This window comes from Nostoc sp. C96 (genome assembly GCF_059384975.1).
In genome coordinates, this window is sequence record NZ_CM182020.1 from 468,128 (window position 1) to 488,132 (window position 20,005).

Annotated in this window: 14 protein-coding genes and 1 pseudogene; 9 read left to right on the forward strand and 6 right to left on the reverse strand. The window is 41.2% G+C overall.

Features of this window, described 5'->3' with window-relative positions:
• Window positions 1-209: 209 nt before the first annotated feature.
• From AC504W_RS02030 to AC504W_RS02055, 6 genes and pseudogenes are all read left to right on the forward strand, one after another.
• Window positions 210-347, forward strand: a complete 138-nt coding sequence (locus AC504W_RS02030; RefSeq protein ID WP_015113375.1) for a hypothetical protein — start codon at window positions 210-212, stop codon at window positions 345-347.
• 24 nt (window positions 348-371) lie between these two features.
• On the forward strand, window positions 372-824 hold the full coding sequence (aroQ, locus tag AC504W_RS02035) for a type II 3-dehydroquinate dehydratase (RefSeq protein ID WP_494878531.1): 453 nt from the start codon (window positions 372-374) through the stop codon (window positions 822-824).
• Window positions 825-956: 132 nt separating this feature from the next.
• Window positions 957-1,895: an ADP-ribosylglycohydrolase family protein gene (locus AC504W_RS02040; RefSeq protein ID WP_494875975.1), complete on the forward strand. Its 939-nt coding sequence runs from the start codon at window positions 957-959 to the stop codon at window positions 1,893-1,895.
• A 202-nt stretch (window positions 1,896-2,097) separates the two neighbouring features.
• On the forward strand, window positions 2,098-4,809 hold the full coding sequence (locus tag AC504W_RS02045) for an HD family phosphohydrolase (RefSeq protein ID WP_494875976.1): 2,712 nt from the start codon (window positions 2,098-2,100) through the stop codon (window positions 4,807-4,809).
• A gap of 78 nt (window positions 4,810-4,887) precedes the next feature.
• Window positions 4,888-5,464: pseudogene (locus AC504W_RS02050) on the forward strand (Uma2 family endonuclease).
• 89 nt (window positions 5,465-5,553) lie between these two features.
• Complete coding sequence (locus AC504W_RS02055; protein ID WP_494875977.1) at window positions 5,554-6,378, forward strand: hypothetical protein; 825 nt, start codon at window positions 5,554-5,556, stop codon at window positions 6,376-6,378.
• A 64-nt stretch (window positions 6,379-6,442) separates the two neighbouring features.
• On the opposite strand, the gene AC504W_RS02060 is transcribed toward AC504W_RS02055, so the two are convergent.
• From AC504W_RS02060 to AC504W_RS02070, 3 genes are all read right to left on the reverse strand, one after another.
• Entirely contained in the window at window positions 6,443-7,678 is a 1,236-nt protein-coding gene (locus AC504W_RS02060) for a DUF445 domain-containing protein (protein ID WP_096584435.1), read from the reverse strand.
• A gap of 112 nt (window positions 7,679-7,790) precedes the next feature.
• Window positions 7,791-8,483 (reverse strand): bifunctional demethylmenaquinone methyltransferase/2-methoxy-6-polyprenyl-1,4-benzoquinol methylase UbiE, encoded by a 693-nt coding sequence (gene ubiE / locus AC504W_RS02065; protein WP_494875979.1) that lies wholly within the window; start codon window positions 8,481-8,483, stop codon window positions 7,791-7,793.
• An 80-nt stretch (window positions 8,484-8,563) separates the two neighbouring features.
• Entirely contained in the window at window positions 8,564-9,520 is a 957-nt protein-coding gene (locus AC504W_RS02070; RefSeq protein ID WP_494875981.1) for a response regulator, read from the reverse strand.
• 242 nt (window positions 9,521-9,762) lie between these two features.
• Between AC504W_RS02070 and AC504W_RS02075 the strand changes: the two genes are divergently transcribed.
• Entirely contained in the window at window positions 9,763-10,848 is a 1,086-nt protein-coding gene (locus AC504W_RS02075; protein ID WP_494875982.1) for a RuBisCO accumulation factor 1, read from the forward strand.
• 80 nt (window positions 10,849-10,928) lie between these two features.
• Here the strand turns inward: AC504W_RS02075 and AC504W_RS02080 are convergent, their stop codons facing one another.
• Window positions 10,929-12,584, reverse strand: a complete 1,656-nt coding sequence (locus tag AC504W_RS02080) for a glycosyltransferase family 39 protein (RefSeq protein ID WP_494875983.1) — start codon at window positions 12,582-12,584, stop codon at window positions 10,929-10,931.
• 212 nt (window positions 12,585-12,796) lie between these two features.
• On the opposite strand from AC504W_RS02080, the gene AC504W_RS02085 reads away from it, so the two are divergent.
• Window positions 12,797-15,250 carry an ATP-dependent helicase gene (locus tag AC504W_RS02085; protein ID WP_494875986.1) on the forward strand — a complete coding sequence of 818 codons (2,454 nt, stop codon included), beginning with the start codon at window positions 12,797-12,799 and terminating at the stop codon, window positions 15,248-15,250.
• 303 nt (window positions 15,251-15,553) lie between these two features.
• Here AC504W_RS02085 and pruA read toward each other — a convergent pair whose 3' ends face one another.
• Complete coding sequence (gene pruA, locus AC504W_RS02090; protein WP_494875988.1) at window positions 15,554-18,532, reverse strand: L-glutamate gamma-semialdehyde dehydrogenase; 2,979 nt, start codon at window positions 18,530-18,532, stop codon at window positions 15,554-15,556.
• A gap of 362 nt (window positions 18,533-18,894) precedes the next feature.
• Here pruA and AC504W_RS02095 point away from each other — a divergent pair, with 362 nt between their 5' ends.
• Window positions 18,895-19,194, forward strand: a complete 300-nt coding sequence (locus tag AC504W_RS02095; protein ID WP_494875989.1) for a hypothetical protein — start codon at window positions 18,895-18,897, stop codon at window positions 19,192-19,194.
• Between the two features lie 237 nt (window positions 19,195-19,431).
• On the opposite strand, the gene AC504W_RS02100 is transcribed toward AC504W_RS02095, so the two are convergent.
• A complete protein-coding gene (locus tag AC504W_RS02100) occupies window positions 19,432-19,995 on the reverse strand; it encodes a hypothetical protein (RefSeq protein ID WP_494875990.1) in 564 nt (187 codons plus the stop codon).
• Window positions 19,996-20,005: the final 10 nt, after the last annotated feature.

Genomic DNA, 20,005 nt, shown 5'->3' on the forward strand with positions numbered 1-20,005 from the left:
ATACCCATCCTTAGCTAAATGCAGTTCATTAGGTTGCTGATGTGATACTCTAAAAAGTAAGGGAAATCACAACTGGAAATTTTCAAAATGGCTAACGCCAGTAATCAAAAATTCTGGATTAGCCAATTTAGCAGCAAAACGTGTAAGATAAAGCCAATTTCCGCATGGCTTTTAATTACAATAGGTAGTAACTCAGGAGCGGTCAGTTCATGGACTATATAGAAAAGGTACTGGAAAAGCTGAAGGAAATGGCACGCAAGCTGATTGAAGCCCTGCTTGGGCCAGAAGCTGAACCGGAACCGGAACTGATTCCGATTCCTGTCAATGAACGCTCCCGTCGTCGTTAAACCGGAAGGGACTGAAAATTGAGGGTGCAACCTTTAAGCATTTTGGTACTGCATGGGCCAAACCTAAATTTGCTGGGACAGCGAGAGCCAGGAATTTATGGTGCTGTAACTTTAGCTGAAATTAACCGTTTACTGCAAGAAAAAGCGGCACAGGTACAAGCAAGTGTTTTTACCATGCAGTCTAATCATGAAGGAGCTTTGGTAGATGCGATTCATGAAGCTTTAGGTAAATACCAGGGAATTTTGATTAATGCTGGAGCATATACACATACGAGTGTGGCATTACGAGATGCGATCGCAGCAGTTAATCTACCCACAGTTGAAGTACACCTCAGCAATATTTACCGTCGAGAAGATTTTCGCCATCATTCTTATATAGCGCCTGTCGTTATTGGACAAATCAGCGGTTTTGGCGAACAAAGCTATTTGTTAGGCTTACAGGCTTTAGTGCATCATTTGCGAAAGGATGAAATATAGCAAAGCGCTGAGTATAAATTCAGTTGCTGCTAAGTTTTGAGTAATTAAAAATGCCCTAATTTATGCTGCGACTGCTATAAATTGTAAAGGCTGAAATTTCAGACTTCACACTTTATACTTCATACTTTAGATATGCGCTATTCACTGTTCAGCCGATTTAGAGGTACTTTATTAGGGGCTTTATTAGGTGCAAATTTAGCCAAATCTGGAGAGCAAACACCTCAAGCTTTCTCTGAGATTGGCAAATTAATGGTTCTGGGGACTGAAAGTCTCATTGCATTAGGCAAATTAGATTTAGATGACTGGAAACAGCGTCAGCAAAAAGAACTACCTAACTTAAATCTTAGTAAGAGTATCATTTCAGAAATTATTTTAGCCACTTTACCAGTGGCACTTTTTTTTCATGACAATCCGCTAAAGTTGCGATCTCAGTTGTTGTATACGTACCAACTTTGGGGAAATGACCCAGTTGTACGAGATGGAATATTAGCAGTAGGATATGCGATCGCTCTATCTTTAACTGAAAAATTAAATCCTCAAACCCTCATAACCCAAATAATTAGTTTTGTTGGCGAGACACCAACACTATTCCCAAAAAAATTATTACAAGTTAATGATTTGTTAACAAATCATGCAGGCTTAGAAAAAGTCAAAGCAGAGTTAAGTACAGAAGACAAAACTAGTACGGCGATCGCCATAGCATTTTACTGCTTTCTGAGTACCATAGAAGACTTCCGTTTGACAGTCTTGCGGGCAAATCACAATTCACTAAGACTTTTACCTGCGCCAATTATCGGTGCGATCGCAGGTAGTTTATCTGGAGCCTACAACAGTACAGCTGGGATTCCTCCGCAGTTGGGAGTTCTGCACTTATCAACCGATAACTCTACTGGGATACTGGTCAATTATCCACAAATGTTAGAATTGACCGATGCACTTTTAGCTGTATGGTCAGGAGTGTATAACCTATCCCTACATTCAAAACAATTTCCCCAAGAAGGATATATAATCCTTGACAAACAAAATTCTGTTTCTGTCTTTGCAGCCCCACGGGTTATTCGGACACGTTAATCTAGCGCCAAACAGCAATTAATCCTGATCAATCTCAGCAACACTAATACTGATTGTTTTTCTAATTTTATTTCAGTTTTTACCTCAACCTGATTCTGTCAGCAGATATTTCAAATTATCTTGGTCAACTAATTCCGACTCAAGCTTAAACGTTTATTAAAAAAACTTTGTTCTGACCTATCAAAGTCAGCAGCCAGAGGTAATGAAAAAGCAGCCATTTTTTCAGTCCTTAACCCAGCACTTAACTGACTGGCGGCGTTCTACAGCTAGATATCGCCCAGTGGGTTGGCTAGTTAAGCAACGTCAAAATAGCCAAAGCGGCCGAGGCCAACCTCAAACAAATATTCTCCATAATTTTCCTCGGTTTTTGTGCAAATTCAGCCACCACAGCAAACAACATAAACGAGCAACGGTATCCAGATCAATGGCAAAATCGATCAAAACTCAGACTGGAATTAATGCAGTCGGTTTAGGCTGGGTACATGAACAACGTTCTTCTGTGGTTTTTGCGATCGCAGTTGTATCTCTGACGGGAGTGCTAGGCCATAAGTTATACAACCAACCCCAACTGCAAATAGGAGCCTACGCACCACAAACTTTCAAAGCCCCCTACTCTATCAATATTGAAAATCAACAACAAACTGAAGCTAGACGTAAAGCTGTTAGTAAAAGTTCTACATCAGTGTTAATGGTCGATACTTCGACCACCGCCAAGATTAACCAAGAGTTGCAACAACTTCTCGACCAAGGTAATGAAATTCGCTCTGTTGCTGGCTCTTTTCCTTTTTTGGACACCGCAGCTTTATCCTTACCTACCCAGCAATATTTACGTGCTTGTTCTGACTCCGAATGGAAAGCACTACTAGCAGCCGTCGAAAATCAGAGTAAACAGAAATTAGAGCTTTTACCAAAAAATCAAACTAGGCAAAAACAGAAATCTGTCAAATATCTTCCTTTATTTCCATCAGCAACAGGTTCACCCATTGAGCAAAACCACTCACTGACTGAACCTAATTCTCTCAACCTGACCCAGTCTCTAGCCTCTGAGCAACCTAAACCTAGTAATACCACCCAAAGTAAAGACTTTCAACTAGTAGTAGGAGAGTTAGACGCTTACCGAATCACCACCTCAGCACAAAACTTACTGTCATTGGTGCAGCAAATATCTCAAGTCCGCCAACGATATATCCAAGCAAAGGCGCAACTTTTACAGTTAGAAACTGCTAATCCACAAACAATTTATCAACAAACTGTCATCTTAGATTTATCAGATGATGATTGGTCATCTACATATACGCAAGTTCGCCAAATTGCTGATCGCATTTTGACTCAAGGTATTCCCGAAGGACTACCAGATCAGATTTTACAAAAGGCGGTAAGTATACATATCCAAGATTTGGTGCCAAAAGATGCTGAAGCTTTAGCATCGAAGCTGTTATTGACAGTCTTAAAACCCAATTTAAAAAAAGATGAAGCAAAAACTCGCATCCAGGCGCAACAAGCAATGGAAGGAGTTTTACCTGTAATAGTCAATGTGAAGCAAGGTGAGGTAATTGTCCGTAAAGGACAAAAAATTACTGATTGGCAGTTTGATGTATTAGAAGAGTATAAATTAATTCGTCGGGAAAATAATTGGCTAGGGTTAACGAAGTTAGCAGTCATAATTACAGGTGCAATCGGGATTTTTGTGTGGGTAGAAAAGCACAATAAACATCGATTACGACAACGCGATCGCCTATTAATATTACTGCTAACTTTGAGTACCCCAGGCGCGATCGCAATGGGGATAGTTCATACTACCTGGAGTGCTGTTGGTTTACTATTAGGGAGTTTTTATAGCCCGATTTTGGGTGCAACAGTTATCGGGTTGTTGTTGCTAGTTATACCCACAAGTTTGGAAGTCAGTAAGATAGCGTTGTTTGCTGGTGCAACTGGAGGTATATTAGGTAGTTGCATTGCTCAAAGATTGCGATCGCGGGAAGAATTAGCAATATTAGGTGTAGCTATTGCAGCAACTCAAGGTGGCCTTTACCTAATTTTGAGTTTATTCTTTGGTGGAGCATTTGGTACAGGCTGGTACATGGTCTTTCAAGCAGCCGGATTATTCACTTTATCAGGTTTAGCTTGGAGTATCGTCGCCTTGGGCGTAAGTCCCTATTTAGAAAAACTCTTTGATTTAGTTACTCCCATTCGGTTAGCTGAATTAGCTAACCCCAATCGCCCCTTATTAAAAAAACTTGCCACAGCAACCCCAGGAACCTTTCAACATACCCTATTTGTAGCGACTCTGGCCGAAGCCGCTGCGAAAAAATTGGGGTGTAATGTTGAATTAGTCAGGGCTGGGACTCTGTACCATGATATTGGTAAAATGCACGATCCATTAGGTTTTATTGAAAACCAAATGGGAGGGCCAAATAAACATGAAACAGAAATTCAAGACCCTTGGAAAAGTGCCGAAATTATTAAAAAGCACGTTAGTGAAGGGTTAGTGATGGCACGTAAACATTGGTTACCGACTGCAATTCAAGCATTTATTCCCGAACATCAGGGTACAATGCTGATTGCTTATTTTTATCATCAAGCACAGCAGCAAGCTCAAGCCGACCCCAGTATCAAATTAGATGAAGCTGATTTTCGCTACAACGGCCCAATTCCCCAGTCACGAGAAACCGGAATTGTCATGTTAGCAGATGCTTGTGAAGCCGCACTGCGATCGCTCAAAGAAGTTACACCAGAACAAGCTTTAACCACACTCAATAATATTTTGCGTGCCAGATGGCAGGACAATCAACTACAAGACTCAGGACTAACACGAGATGAAATGACCCAAATTGCCCAAATTTTTGTGGAAGTTTGGCAGCAATTTCATCATAAACGCATTGTTTATCCCAAGTTAAAAGTTAGCAATAAGTAGTCAATGCTCAAAATGGCAAATGACCATATTAGCAATAATTTACTGTTAGGCTAAAGTTATCAAGATTGAGGAACAAATATGACTGCTTTGATTCTCAACCTCAGCCCCACTATTGAGTTAACAGACGATCAGTTTTTTGAAATTTGTCAAAATAATCGAGACTTACGTTTTGAACGGATCAGCCCAAGGAGAAATAATTATTATGCCGCCCACAGGATGGGAAAGTGGAAATCGCAATAGCCGTTTAAACCAAAGGTTGAGTAACTGGGCAGATATTGATGGTACCGGCTTAGTGTTTGATTCTTCCACAGCTTTCATTCTGCCTAATTGTGCAACACGCTCTCCCGATGCGGCTTGGGTAAAAAAGGAAAGAATCACCGCTTTAAATCCCGATCCTGCCAAGTTTTTACCTATGGCTCCCGATTTTGTGGTAGAGTTGCGCTCTGCTACAGACAGCCTGCAAATACTACAACGCAAAATGCAAGAATACATTGAGAATGGTGTGCGTCTAGGTTGGCTGATTGATCCGCAAAATCAACGGGTAGAAATTTACCAATTAGGGCAAGAAGTTAAGGTTTTACAATCTCCGACTAGCTTGAGTGGAGAAGATATTTTGCCAGGGTTTATTCTGGATTTAGCCCAAATTTTGAGTTAGGCGAGCGCATAAACTAGCAACTGTTATAAATTTTATTTTCTAGGGAATCCTATGATTGGTAAACACACAGGTAATAGCAGTTATACAGTATGAAATTCACAGGCAAAATTAGGAGTATCAGTATTAAAGAAGGTAAAGCACCGTATGGATATATCATTCCCAATATACGAATATCAGGACATGAGGGTGAAATACTTTTTTTTGGAGATAAGTTAATTGATATAAATATTGAAGATTTGAAAATCGGTGACTTAGTTCAATTTAATACTAATGAGTGGAGAAGAAGAGATGGCTCAAGAGAAAAAGTAGCTGTAGAAGTTTGCCTATTTCAAGAAAACATCCGATTGACACCAAAACCTAGACCTCAAAGTAAAACAGAAGATTCTAATGATGTCAAAGGTATGAAAGACAAAATTAGTTCATACTTGAGTAATAGTTTGTCAATTTCAGATGCAGGAGAGTTTGAGGATTACGTATTTATGATTCTTCGGCTGCTTGGCATCCATAATTTATATCAATATGACAAAAAAAATCAAGCTGGTAGAGCAGATGGTTTTTTTATTATTGGGAGTCTAGCAGTTATGTATGACTGTACTCTTAGAGATAAGTTTGAAGATTATAAGAAAGAACAAATTGAGAATTATGTGAATAAATTAAAAAATTCTCAACTAACAATTGATGTTCGATTAACTGATGGTGGTTCTAGGAAAAAAACTTTGCAAATTCAGGGTAAAAATCGTCAAGTATGGATAATTACTCAGAATTACAGCAGGGAATTATATGATGTTGATGGAATTCGTGTCAAAGAAGTTGCAGTCAAAGACTTTCTGAAAATTTTTACTAAAAAGCTATATTCAGATACATTTGAAGAAGAAGAGTTATCTTCATCTCTTACAGTAATTGATAAATCTTAACCTAACTAATCAATACATAAATTGATAGCTTTAGTTTGTTGGGTATTCTTTATTCAACAGGTATTCACTGCTGACTCAAGATTAAAAATACTGTTTGGAATAAACCGACCACAAAACCTAATACTCCTCCTAAAGTTACGATCGCCTGTAATTCATTTTTGACAATCCCCTCAATTGCTGCTTCTAAATCAGCGGGAGAAGTTGATTTTACTCGGTCAATAATTACTTGGTCGATTGACAAGATAGGAATCACTTGCGCCACAATCGCTTCTAAATCTTTTTCTAAATAACGTTCTAAAATCAAAGCTAATTCTAAGCTGACAACTTCTAGAGAAGAACTGACAACAGGTGAAGCACTCAGCCGATTTAGCAGCAGTGTAGCAATATTTTCCCAATTCACAGAATCAGTGAATCCTTGTAATAAATCACTACCACTAGTTTGAATATATTGACGGACAGTTTCGCGGGTGGTTTTACGTAACTGTCTGACTGTACCAATTGGTAAGTTTTGTAATGATAAATTTTGCAGAATTTTTTTCAGGCGATCGCGCACTTGCAAATCTTGGGTTAATTCTTGCAAACGAGCATTAGTCGCTTCTTTCTCATCCAAGCAAAAAGTTCTCAGTCGGGTGAGGGTATTGCGTAAGCCAAACAAATTAGCTACTACCCAATAAGTACCGCTAGTTTTTTCGCGGAAGCTTTCATCGATAATTTGAATTGTGCGATCGGTTAAAAAATCAATTATTGCCTGACGCAACACATCTGGAGGTAAAACTGTCTGCAATAACCAATCAGCTAAACGCGTAGCTTGTTCATCCGTTAGTTGTAAATCTAGCAGGATTTGATCAAAAATTTGATTGATTTGTGCTTCTAAAAAGTCTTCCCGCCTTGCTAAAACTTTTAACAATCGTGGTAAAGATTCGCCTAACAAATCACGCAAAATTCCTGCCACAATTTTGGCACTTTTTTGGTCTTTATCTGCTTTTATTTGGTCAATTGCCAAACGTAACAACCACAAAATAGCTGATTGGACTCGCTCTGTTTGTAACAAGCGCCGTGCCAGATTTTGCAATTCATCTGGGGTGAGCAGCGACCCCATGATAGTACTCGAAATATTTTTAGCCAAACGTTCCTGGTTGCGAGGAATCAAACCAGGTGTGAAAGGCATTCGTCGTCCACCAATATAAATTGCTCGGTAGGGACGAAATAACATTTTGATGGCTATATCATTTGTGAAATAGCCAATTACCCCGCCCAATATCGGGGGAGAGACATAAAGCCAAAGATGAGACCAATCCACAGGATTTTGGACTTGCCAATTTTGAATGTGAAAATTTAGACAAAGATGTTAATTTCTGGACGACTTGTGCTTCTTTGCCAGCAGAGCCAATGCCAAATTTCTCATCTCTCATCTAAAATTTACTGACTACCAGTACTCCCATCATACCGTTCACAATGGGGTAGTGTGTAACTGATGCAAAACCAGCTTGCAGGGCTAGTTCTTTTTGTTCATCTCCTCTAGGGAAACGATCTAAGCTGGGGCTAATGTAGGCATACTGTTCTTTTAATCCCAGATTTTCAGCCATTGGTACAACCATAGAATCCAAGTACCATTGTTGAAAAGCTCGTAACTGCGGATTATTCGGTCGATGAAAGTCTAAAATTGCAGCCTTAGCACCTGGCTTTAGCACCCGGTGAATCTCTCTCAGGCTTTGGGGAATATCCGTCACATTTCTTAACCCATAACCCATTGTCGCCGCATCAAATTGGTTATCCTCAAAAGGCAAATTGAGAACATCAACTTCTACCCAAGTTACGGCAGGTTGGGGATATTGTTGTTGAGAGCGTTCTTGAGCAGTCGCCAGTAGGTTAGGTGAAAAATCTACGCCATACACTTGTCCTGTGTTGCCGACACGCCTTGCTAAACGCAAAGCTAAATCACCACTACCACAACACAAATCGATACAAGTGTCGCCGGGTTTAGCACCACTCCATTTAATCGCCATTTCCTTCCATATCAGGTGTTGTCCCAGACTCAACCAATTATTTAGCTGGTCATATACAGGAGCAATACTGTCGAAAATGGCGCGAATTTCATTAGTCATTGGTGAATAGTCAAAAGTCAATGGTCAATAGTCAAGAGTCAACATAACCTCACTCTGGACTATGGACTATGGACGCTTGACTAAATTTGCCCTTGATAGCAACGACTGCTAGTAAGGGCGATCGCTACTAATTGAGCCGATAAATTAATCAGGTTCAGTTCATCTTCTCGCAAAGAGCAAGGTTGTTGCCATTGGAGTGACAACACACCTAACATACCATTGCGGTAGGTAATTGGAATAACTAAATGTGCTTGGACACCTGTATCTTGATAGTGTGATATATCAGCAAGTTTAGGCTCTTTAGCCACATTTAAAGCGGTTTGGACTTTTCCTGTAGCGATCGCTTCACTTACCAAGGGGTCTTTATCTAGCCAGTTGACAGTAGTAGCAGTACGGCTATAGGAACCTTGAACCTTAGCTAATTCATTTCCTTCTACCAGATGCAAAATACAGCCCTCAGCAGCGAAACTATCACTAAAGGCTGTAGCTATTGGTTCGAGAATTGACTCTAAAGTATCTGTGGCTTGGGTGACTTGTACTAACACAGACAATAACGCCATTTGAGCATTAGCGCGGCGTAATTCTTCTGTACGTTGCTTTAACAAGTCATAGGTTTCTGCAGCTCTTTGGACTACCGCCTTTAGTTCTCCTGGATCCCAAGGCTTGGTGATATATTTGTAGACTTGTCCCGCATTAATTGCTTCTACTAAATCTTCAATATCAGTAAAGCCAGTGAGGATAATCCTGACTGTATCGGGAAACTGCGGCACAGTTTTGCTCAGAAACTCCGTGCCTTTCATTTCTGGCATTCGCTGATCGGAGATAATAACTGCTACTTCTCCTTCCGTTGCCAAAACTTCTAAGGCATTGATACCGCTATCAGCTTTTAAAACATGAAAGTCGCGCCGAAAAGTCCGATAAAGCAAATCGAGATTATCTGGTTCATCATCGACCACCAATATTTTGAGTTTTTTTGCTCTTTCTAAAGTAGCTGTTTGCCGACGACTTGTATTTATTTCAAGCGTGGGATTATCCATGAGATAATTCCTGTAAATAATTCACTATATTGTTATATTCCACACCAAGCTTAGTTGATATATGGTGCGTAAGCCTTGCGTGAAGGTACTGATCAGTTCCAATGGAGAACTTGTGTGTACTATTGATAACCTATAATTTTGTTTGACGGTAGAGTGATAGATAGTTCGCTGTTAAAGATTAGAATAAGACTTGCCGATCAGGTATCGGTACTTTTCTCTAGTTCAAGCCGCTACTCCAGATTATGACTGACTTACCACCCAACGCCCACAACCCTGACACCACTGGCAACGACAATGCACAGGAGTTACTGCGTAAGCTAAGGCAAAAACAAGGTAATTGGGTAGAATGGGGAACTGCGATCGCTACTTTGCAAAAGTCTGGACATAATCCTCAAGAAATTTTTGAAGCAACTGGATTTGAGCCAATTCAACAAAATCAGGTAATGGTTGGCGCTCAAGTTTACAATTCTCTAGAAAAATTTGGAGCATCAGAAGCGACGCGATCGCACTACTCTATACGAGGCAGTGATGTTTTATATGAATTACGCTTGCTTAACCACGAAGAACGGGCGGCGGCGGCAGAATTAACTTTTATTCACAAAGTCGATTTAGATGGGGCGAGAGAAGTCGCCAAAGCAATTAAAGATTACTCTTGGTTACGCAATTTACCAGATGGGTTTTCGGATAATGTCGGGGATGCAGTGGCTTACCAAGCATGGAAATTAGCTCGGCAAAATTCTGATTTGGCCGAGCGATCGCGTTTGATTGCCAAAGGACTGCGTTTTGCTCACTCCGACTCAGCCAGGAAGCAACTAGAACAACTGCTGGTTGATTTTACCGTCGTCCCTAAGCGTCCGGCTCCGCTTCTGCCTTTTTACCGCTTTGACTCAGAAGATGAACTCCCGCGCATCCTACCTGTTGTGGGTAAGTTCCCCTTAACACCACAAGATTTACAGGCTGTACCGCTGATTACAGCTAGTGAACCATTTCAAATAGTCAAGTTTGCGGGGGAACAAGCTTGGGTTCCCTTACCTGGTTGGCAAGTACTGTTAAATGCAGAAGATCCAGTAGTGGTTTTGGCAAATAGCGATCGCCTCCCCAATCAACCGAAAAACAGACAAGAAGAAGTATTAATAGTTGTTGATCGCGCTCAAAGGCAATGGGATGCTTCTAGTTATTTTGTCGTGGAGCAAGCTGGTGAATTAGATATTCAATGGTTAGAAACTGAACCTGACATTGCCATTTTGGGGAAAGTGATTGTCATTGTACGTCCGAAGCGAATTTTTGACGAAGAAGTCACCAAAGAACCTTGGCTAATTGACGAATAAGCAACCACTGAGGCGCAGAGAACACATATACAACCGCTGTTTACCTCTGCGCTAACCTCCGCTTACCTTTGCGTTTTAAATCATTTTTTCCTACAGCGATAAAGTTGATAGGGAATTCCTATCCGATAGTGGTGTTTAGGATCTATATTACAAACTGTTTGCCCAGATAAAATTACTTGCTGTTGATAATCACGTCGTCGCCAGCCAGGGGCGACTATCCATAAATTTAGCTGAGATTGATCTGGAATAGGTAATTGTGAGAGTTTATGCCAAAAAGAAATGGTATTAGAGTTTTGATTAATAAAGGCAAAATTATCTAATTTGTTGGTATCTCTCAGTGGTTCTAAAGCTAAAACAAAACTTAATCCTAGTGCCACATCTTGATAACTACCATATCCTGTAACTAGCATAACTGGAATAGATGGCTCTAAATTCATATTTTGAGCAACTTTTTCTGGTAGAAAAGGCTTTTGAAAAGCTAGATTATTAACAACAAAAATACAACTAATAATACTAATAATTAAGAATACAGGGATTAATTTTGGCTTCTTTACGCTAGAGTTAATCCCTGCTGCTAACAGGGTGCAAAAACTGGGATAATAAACAAAGTTATATCTGGGAACAACAGTAATATCTTTACCAAAAATATAAATAATAATTAAAAATTCTAAAATTACAAAAATAGTAAAAGTTAAAAGAGCCGTTGTCGATAGATTATGTTTGGAATTAGATAATAAAATTTTTATACTTTGAAGTATTTGTCGAGATAGCCAAATAAAAAATCCTACCATGATCAAAACACCGAGAATGGCTACTGCAAGAGGTTGGTGTTCTACAGGTAAAGCAATTACCATTAATACCCAGTTAATCAAAGTTTGATACAAGGGTGAAATATAGTTAGGAGTCGGTAACCAATTTGTTTCGTTACGCTGAATATGATTGAATATTCCTAATATCCAGGGAATGAAACTAATAAAAACTGTAGTGATGGAAATAAATAGAAATAACCAGGTTTTGTGGATAATTAAAATATTTAACTTATATTTATAAATTAGTAAGATTAAAGTAGCAATTTCGGCAATGAATGCTAAAGCAAAAAAATAGTGAACATAAAGCCCAAGGCTATTAATAATAGTCCACAATAGCCAAACCCAAAATCTGAAACGCGATCGCTCAAATATATCCTGCTGAATTTGGATTAGTCCTAACAACGATAAAGCAATCAAGAACATCGGCGCAGTATAGTGTCTTGCTTCTTGGGAAAGGTAGACAGCAAAGGGCGAAGTCGCCATGACTAAGGCTGCGATAATTCCCGATGACTGAGAAAAAGCAAGGCGATTTAGGTAATACATCGCCGGGATTGTAGCGACACCTAATAAAGCAGGAAGCGATCGCAATTTTGTCACCCACTCTGTTCCTAAAGGAGTCATCCAACTTAGCCACTGGTACATCCCACAAAAAAATAAGGGTGGATGGGTTGATTGTGTATCAACATTGGTGGCTATTTGCGAACAACTCACACCTGGATGGAAAGTAAAAATTTCCTGTACCCTTTCTATGGGAAATAACAGATCTAATGGCAAATCATGATAGTTTTTGCCTAAACTAAAGATAGAAGTAATTACTTCATCCATCCATAAAGGTTTTAAATCTAAATGCCAAAATCGCAAAATAGCACCGAGGGCGATCGCCCCAAATAAACTGACATAATGTAGAGAAATTCTGCTATTGATCATTAGTTGAGATATGAAAAATTTTTACAGTAAAGGTAAATAAATACAAACTATTATTCGTCTTTGTAGTTGAATAATTACGTTCATATTGTTGAGATATCAATAATTATTTTTGGGCTAGGTAGGAGGCAGAAAATCACATTATTAATAGACTTGATTTTTCTTAACATCAATCTGCTAGTTGTTGTCTATCTGCCCAAAGTATAAAATTTACTATGTCAGACACAAACTTTACTGCAACTGTACCTTTAGAATCTGCCCAAACGGAATTATCTCATTCATCGGCTGTTTTGTCTTTGGGCGAAAAAATATTAGCCATCCGCAACAGCTTACGCCAGGGACAACAACAAATGGCAGATTGGGAGTCTGGGCCATTAGCTGTTTCTGCGGTTCCGGGTGCGGGGAAATCGACGGGGATGGCGGCAGCGGCGGCGATCGCGATCGCCCGTCAGTATGAACGTTTGGCGCAGTCTCGTTCCTCGGTTCACCGTCAATTAGTAGTTGTTACATTTACACGTTCGGCTGCGGCTAATATTAAAGCGAAAATTCGACAATATCTCCGTGACGGTTTATCATTACCGCAAACAGGTTTTGCTGTCTATACATTACATGGCTTGGCGTTAAATATTGCCAGTCGTTATCCTGATTTATCCGGTTTAGAATTAGAAAATCTGACATTAATTACCCCAAGCCAAAGCCATCGCTTAATTCGCACAGCAGTAGAACAATGGATTAATAACAATCCTGAAAAATATTTCTGTTTACTCGAAGGACAACAATTTGACGGCGAAGAAACAGAAAGATTGCGTCGTCAATCTGTATTGCGAACAGAAGTTTTACCAGATTTAGCAACCACCGTCATACACGAAGCCAAAAGTTCGGGAATATCCCCAGAACAACTAGAACAGTGGAGTCAGCAAACCTCAGATCAATACGCCATTTTAAGCATAGCGGCAGGGTTATACGAACAATACCAAAACTTAATGCGATCGCGCGACTTCATTGACTACGATGACATGATTCTCGCCGCCCTGCGCGTATTAGAAAATCACAGCGCCCGTCGCATCGAACAAAATCAAGTTTTCGCTGTCTTTGAAGACGAAGCCCAAGATTCTAGCCCACTTCAAACGAAACTGTTAGAAATATTAGCTACTGATTCCGCCGAGGAAGCAGAGGAGCAGGGGAGCAGGGGAGCAAGGGAGCAAGGGAAGAAAATTTTACTCAGCAATCAGCACTCAGCACTCAGCACTCAGCACTCAGCACTTAATCTCGTCAGAGTCGGTGATCCGAATCAAGCGATTAACTCCACTTTTACACCAGCCGATCCAATTTATTTTCGGCAATTTTGTGAAGAGTGCGATCGCGGGGAAAAATTAGCCACAATGAATCAAGCTGGGCGCAGTACGAGAATTATTATTGCTGCGGCTAACTTTGCGCTGGAATGGGTGAATAGCTTTTATGGTGCTAAAAATCGCAAGTCGCCACATATCACCACTTCTTCTCCCTTCCGTTCGCAGACAATTTACCCAGTAAGTACGAATGACCCGCAAAAAAATGCCAACCCAGCACCAGAAGGTAAAGGATTGGAACTATATACCCCCCGTGATATTCACCACACAGTCGAACTATTGGCTAAAAGAGTAGTGGAATTATTCACATCAGACCCAGCAAATACCCGTGCGGCTGTGTTGGTGAGAGAAAACCGTCAAGGTCGATGGTTAGCAGAGATGCTGGCTCCTGTATGCAAAGAGCATAAAATTACACTTTACGATGTGGGTGAGCGCGATCGCCGTTCTCACGTACCGCAAGAAATATTGGGATTACTGCAATTTTGCGATCGACCCCACTCACCAGATTACCTAAAAGCTGCCTTAGAGGTATTGGTACAAAGACAATTAATTCCTACCCAAGACCTCAACGCCCTGGCTAGTTTACCAGAAGAGTTTTTATATCCCGGCCCCTTAGCCGCCCCCCAAGCAGAACCAGCGGAAAAAGCGGCTCACCTTTGTCGTAGCTTACTCCGCGCCCGTTTGGAATTACCACTTTACCAATTAATTTCCTTTCTCGCTTTGGCGTTGAATTACGACCAAGCAGAATTAGCCACTGCTGACAAACTTGCAGAACGAGTCAATCAGCAAATAGCTGGGGGTAGTTCAATGGGTGCAATGCTGGCGGCTTTAAGCGAAATTGTCAATTCCGAACGCTTTGAACCTGTGGAAACCGAAGATTTAGAAGCACATTACACCCGTCCTAATCAACTGACTATTATTACCATGCACAAAGCCAAAGGGTTAGATTGGGACTATGTTTTCATTCCCTTTCTGCATGAGAATTTGATTCCTGGGAGATTTTGGGTTCCACCACAAAGCCAGTTTTTAGGAGACTTCACCTTATCAGAAGTAGCCCGCGCCCAAATTCGCGCCGCCCTCCACGGAGAATCGGGTATACCGGATGTTAGCCAAGCTTGGGAACAAGCCAAACACTTAAAAACTGCGGAAGAATATCGTTTACTTTATGTGGCGATGACACGCGCCAAACGTTTGTTATGGATGTCTGCGGCGCAAAAAGCACCTTTTACTTGGAGTAAACCAGACAATTTACAAGAACAAGCTCCTTGTCCCGTGTTTCCAGCTTTAAAACGCCAGTTTCCTGAGTCAATTGAAGTGTAAAGTCTGACACTTCCCCGTGGATTGATGAATGATTTTCAATAAGTATGCGATCGCCTAGTATTTGGATAGGAAAGATCAGCTTTTAACTAAATTTTCTTAACGTTTATTCCCGATATTTTTGTCTATTTAAATAAAAAATCAGGTGTGTAATCGTCACCTGATTTTTATGCTTTAAAATTCACGCGGAGGCGCAAAGGCAAGGCATTGGGCGGCTCTGCCGACTTGTATTCCTATGGGGAAGCAAGCTACGTGCAGCGTCTCCTAATCGGAGACGCAACTGCCGCGCGGAGAGCTTTTATGAGATTAATCTGCGCCTTCGATGGGTGCAAAACCTTGGCGTTGGATATTTTCTGTGATTGTGCGCGGTTCGAGGAACTGTAGCAAGTAGTCAGGTCCGCCTGCTTTAGAACCAACGCCAGAAAGTTTGAAGCCGCCAAATGGTTGCCGAGCTACGATCGCTCCCGTAATATTCCTATTAATGTACAAGTTGCCGACTTCAAATTCTTCCTGCGCTTGCTGAATATGGGAAGGTGTGCGGGAATACAAACCACCAGTTAAGGCATAATCTGTACCGTTGGCAACTTGTAAGGCTTCAGCAAAATCCTTCACCTTAATTACAGCTAACACAGGGCCGAATATTTCTTGTTGGGCAATAATCCCATCTGGTGGGACTTCACTAAAGATAACTGGGCCGATAAAATATCCTTGTGCTGGCGATGGTAACTCTAGGGCTAACTTTGCTTCAGCCTTACCTTTTTCAATATACTCGCGGATGCGATCGCGGGCGTTAGCATCAATCACAGGCCCTACTTGAGTACTAGGTAACTCAGCCTCGCCAATATTCAAGGATTTTGTCGCCTCAACCAACCTCGCCACAAAAGTTTCATAGATTGATTCCACAACCACCACCCGCGAACAAGCCGAGCATTTTTGCCCACTGTAACCAAAGGCTGACTGCACAACGCCCACAACAGCTTGGTCTAAATCAGCACTTTCATCCACAATAATGGCATTCTTACCACCCATCTCTGCAATAACTCGCTTCATGTGTCTTTGCATAGGCTTGAGAGTTGCCGCCTCTGAGTAGATGCGACAGCCCACCTCTTGAGAACCAGTAAAAGCAATTACATGAGTATCAGGATGACTCACCAAATAAGCCCCAACTTGCGAACCCTTACCTGGCACGTATTGAAAAACACCCTTGGGAATCCCCGCCTCAACCAAAATTTCTGTGAGTTTGGCAGTAATAATCGAAGATGTTTCCGCAGGTTTGAGCAGCGTACAATTACCCGTAACCAAAGCAGCCACAGTCATTCCGCAGGCGATCGCCAACGGGAAATTCCACGGCGAAATCACCACCGCAACTCCTTTGGCTCGGTAGATATAATGGTTTGTTTCTCCAGGTACGTCATAATTAATACCTTGATATAACCGTTCCATCTCATCGGCATAGTAGCGACAAAAATCTATCGCCTCCGAAACCTCTGCGTCAGCTTCCTTAACAGGCTTACCCACCTCCAAAACTATCCAAGCCGCCATTTCTGCACGACGTTGTTCCAACAAATCCGCCGCCTTGCGTAAAATATCAGCCCGTTGCTTCACAGGCGTTTTCCTCCACCCAGGAAACGCCGCCTTCGCCGCTTGCATCGCCTGTTCTGCCTGTTCCACACTAATCAATCCAACCTTGCCAATCACCTGACTGTAATTAGAAGGATTAACAGAATCAATCACCTCTTGAGTATTAACATACTCCCCATTAATCAAAGGTAAATAAGTCTTCCCAAACTCCCGACGCACACCCTCAAAAGCCTGCGCCGCCTTTTTCCTTCTCTCCTCCTCCGCAAAATCCGTATCCGCCGCACCCTCAAATCTCCCCTCTTCCTCTCCGCGTCTCCGCGCCTCTGCGTGAGATATATCCGGAGGTGCTAGTAATTCATCTATCGGCCGATTCTCCAAATTCTGCCGCAAGAACGAACTATTAGCCGTATTCTCCAACAACCGCCGAATTAAATACGCCATCCCCGGCAACAATTCACCGTAAGGACAATAAACCCTAACTCGATAACCCTTATCAACCAAAGCCTTAGCTAACTTATCCCCCATCCCGTACAGCACTTGCATTTCAAAACAACGGCGGGGAACCTGCAAACTTTCTGCGATCGCAATTGCCCGTGCTTGAGATCGCACATTATGACTACCAATAGCAGCATATACATATTGATGATTTTCCAGCAACAACTGGGTTATCGCTTCAAAATTCGCATCTGTCGCCACTTTGTCATTGTAAACAGGTTGCGGCCAATGCTTCTGAGCAGCTTTGATAGTTTCTTGATCCCAATAAGCACCTTTAACCAACCGAATAGTTAGCGGATATCCGCGCTGCTTCAACCAAGCAATCACATTTCTGGCATCTTGTTCACTATCACGCAAGTATGCTTGGATTGTGATCCCTATATCTGTACGTTGGCGAAACTCATCTTCTAACAATAACTTTTGCAAAATATTCAGAGTCAAGTCCTTATACGCATACTGTTCCATATCAAAATGGATAGCTGCGCCTAACTCTTTGGCATAACGTAATAAATTACGAATGCGATCGCTCACTCTTTCTTCACTACCCTTAGCATCTAATGGGTCAAATTGCGAATAAAACGCCGTTAATTTAACAGAAACTTGGACTTTTGGTAGTCTTTCACCATCAGCTTCATCAATTGCCGGAATATGCGTCCAATTTTTCGATGCTTCTACTAATTGGGCAATTAATTCTTGATAGCGTTCTAGATAAGACTGCGCTTCTACTTCTGTAATTACAGCTTCACCAAGTAAATCAATTGTGAACGCCATTTTTTCTTTCCGCAGGCGTTCAACTGTTTTGATGACTTGTTTAATATTTTCCCCAGAAATATATTTATGGGCTAAGGTTTCCACCGCCGTCGAGACAGTTGTTGCAGCCACTTGTCCTGGCATAGAATCAGGATTAGCAAAATTGAGCATACCCTTGAGGGCGGCTGGTAATTCTACCGTTTCATCGCCTAAATATTCTTGTAAATGGGCAGCAATTTCTGGCTTACTGCGTAACGCTGGCAAAGTATCAATAAAGCGAAAAAGTTGCACCCGCAAACCAGGATTACTCATCGCCCAAGCCAGTAATTTATCATCCCAGCGCATTTGGTCGCGCAAGGAAGCTAAAAACGAGCGATTTTCTTGGCTAGCGGTTAAGAGTTGTTTAGCAATTTCCTGGGTTTTAGGTTCGTAGATGCTTGTTTGTACTTGTAACACCACAGATATAATCTCCTTAATTTAGTGCATAACTGGTTGTTTACAGTCTGCGTCTTCTATTGTGGCTTTTAGATTTTGCTTGTAGCAAAGTGCTGTTAGCGATCGCGGGGCGTTCAGACCGTGCTGAGTTGGGCTAAAGCTATAGAAAGTTAGAATAGTTAAGTTTTTTTAGGACATTTTGGCACACAGTGTAAAACATTTGTATATTGCACTGGGCGACTGGAAATCCCTAGGGGTAAGTTACTCAGCACTAAACAATTTGGAAAAATTCAGCCTTAACACCTTTAACCATTGCAATCATCTGGTTGAGAGGTTGCACAAACCAGCCAACAGATGAACCACTGGAAGTATGGAGCAAGGAAGCGATGTCCAAGGACAAGTCGCTTCTCCTATCGGAGACGCATTGCGAACGCGTCTACGCTCGCAATGCGAAAATTGTGGCAGATAACGCCAAAAAAGCACAGCAAAGTCAGTGGAATTTGGTTATTCAAGGTGAAACAGAAATTAGCAAATCTCTCAAGTTAAATTGGCAAAAGTTACAGGCTTTAGCAACCAATCGTGTAAGAACAACTGATCCTCTGGATATCTTGCATTCTAACGAGATTTTTGATTTTCATGGTGTGCCTGTGTCAGCACTATTGCAACAGTTTGTGGTAGCTAATTAGGTGATATTTATCACCTAATTAGCTACCTTGCTGCATTGATTCTCCAGTCATTTGTGATGCAGTAAATACCGCCTTTCGCATTGAAGGGCTGACAAAGCAATATAGCTGCTGAATTTTGGTGACTGAATCAGTGATTAAAAGCTTATCTTAACCAGAATTATTCTCATTGAAATTGGTAGATAAAGCTGTAAAGTTAACAGAAAAAGACGAAGCGATCGCTGAAATAAATTTTCATACTTATGCTGTTTTCATTTGCAGCGGTTCGCTATTCTGAGAGTTTGGTATACGCAAATCATCAAATTGCGGAACTGTCAAAAGATAATAGAGCATCTGCTGACGTGCTTGCTCACAAATACGTTTAAGTGCAACGGCATCAATCTTCAGATTCCGAATATCACGACTACGATGCAGTTGTAAGAAGCAGCCTAAATTGTGGTTCAACTCAAAGATTGTCCGATTTATTTGCTCTGTTACGGTTTTTTCTGGTAAATAAATTCTATCCCTGTCTGGATATTCATAACCAGAGAAAATATGATAATGTCCGTCATTTTCACCAAAGCAATCAAAACGCAAGATGTGATCACCTGAAACAATCAGTTCTAAAGCAGGCCCCTTGCCAATTGGCAGAATTTTCCAATAAACCTTGATTAGCACTTTGGGTTGAATTTCATAGATGACAATATCTTGCTCAGACGGATCGTGCTTTAATCTACCAAACTGCTGACGATACAATTGGCGCAGACGATACGAGAAGGTATAGGGCAGAACGGTATTGGAAACAGTTTTTACGAAACTCTTCATAAGAGCCTAG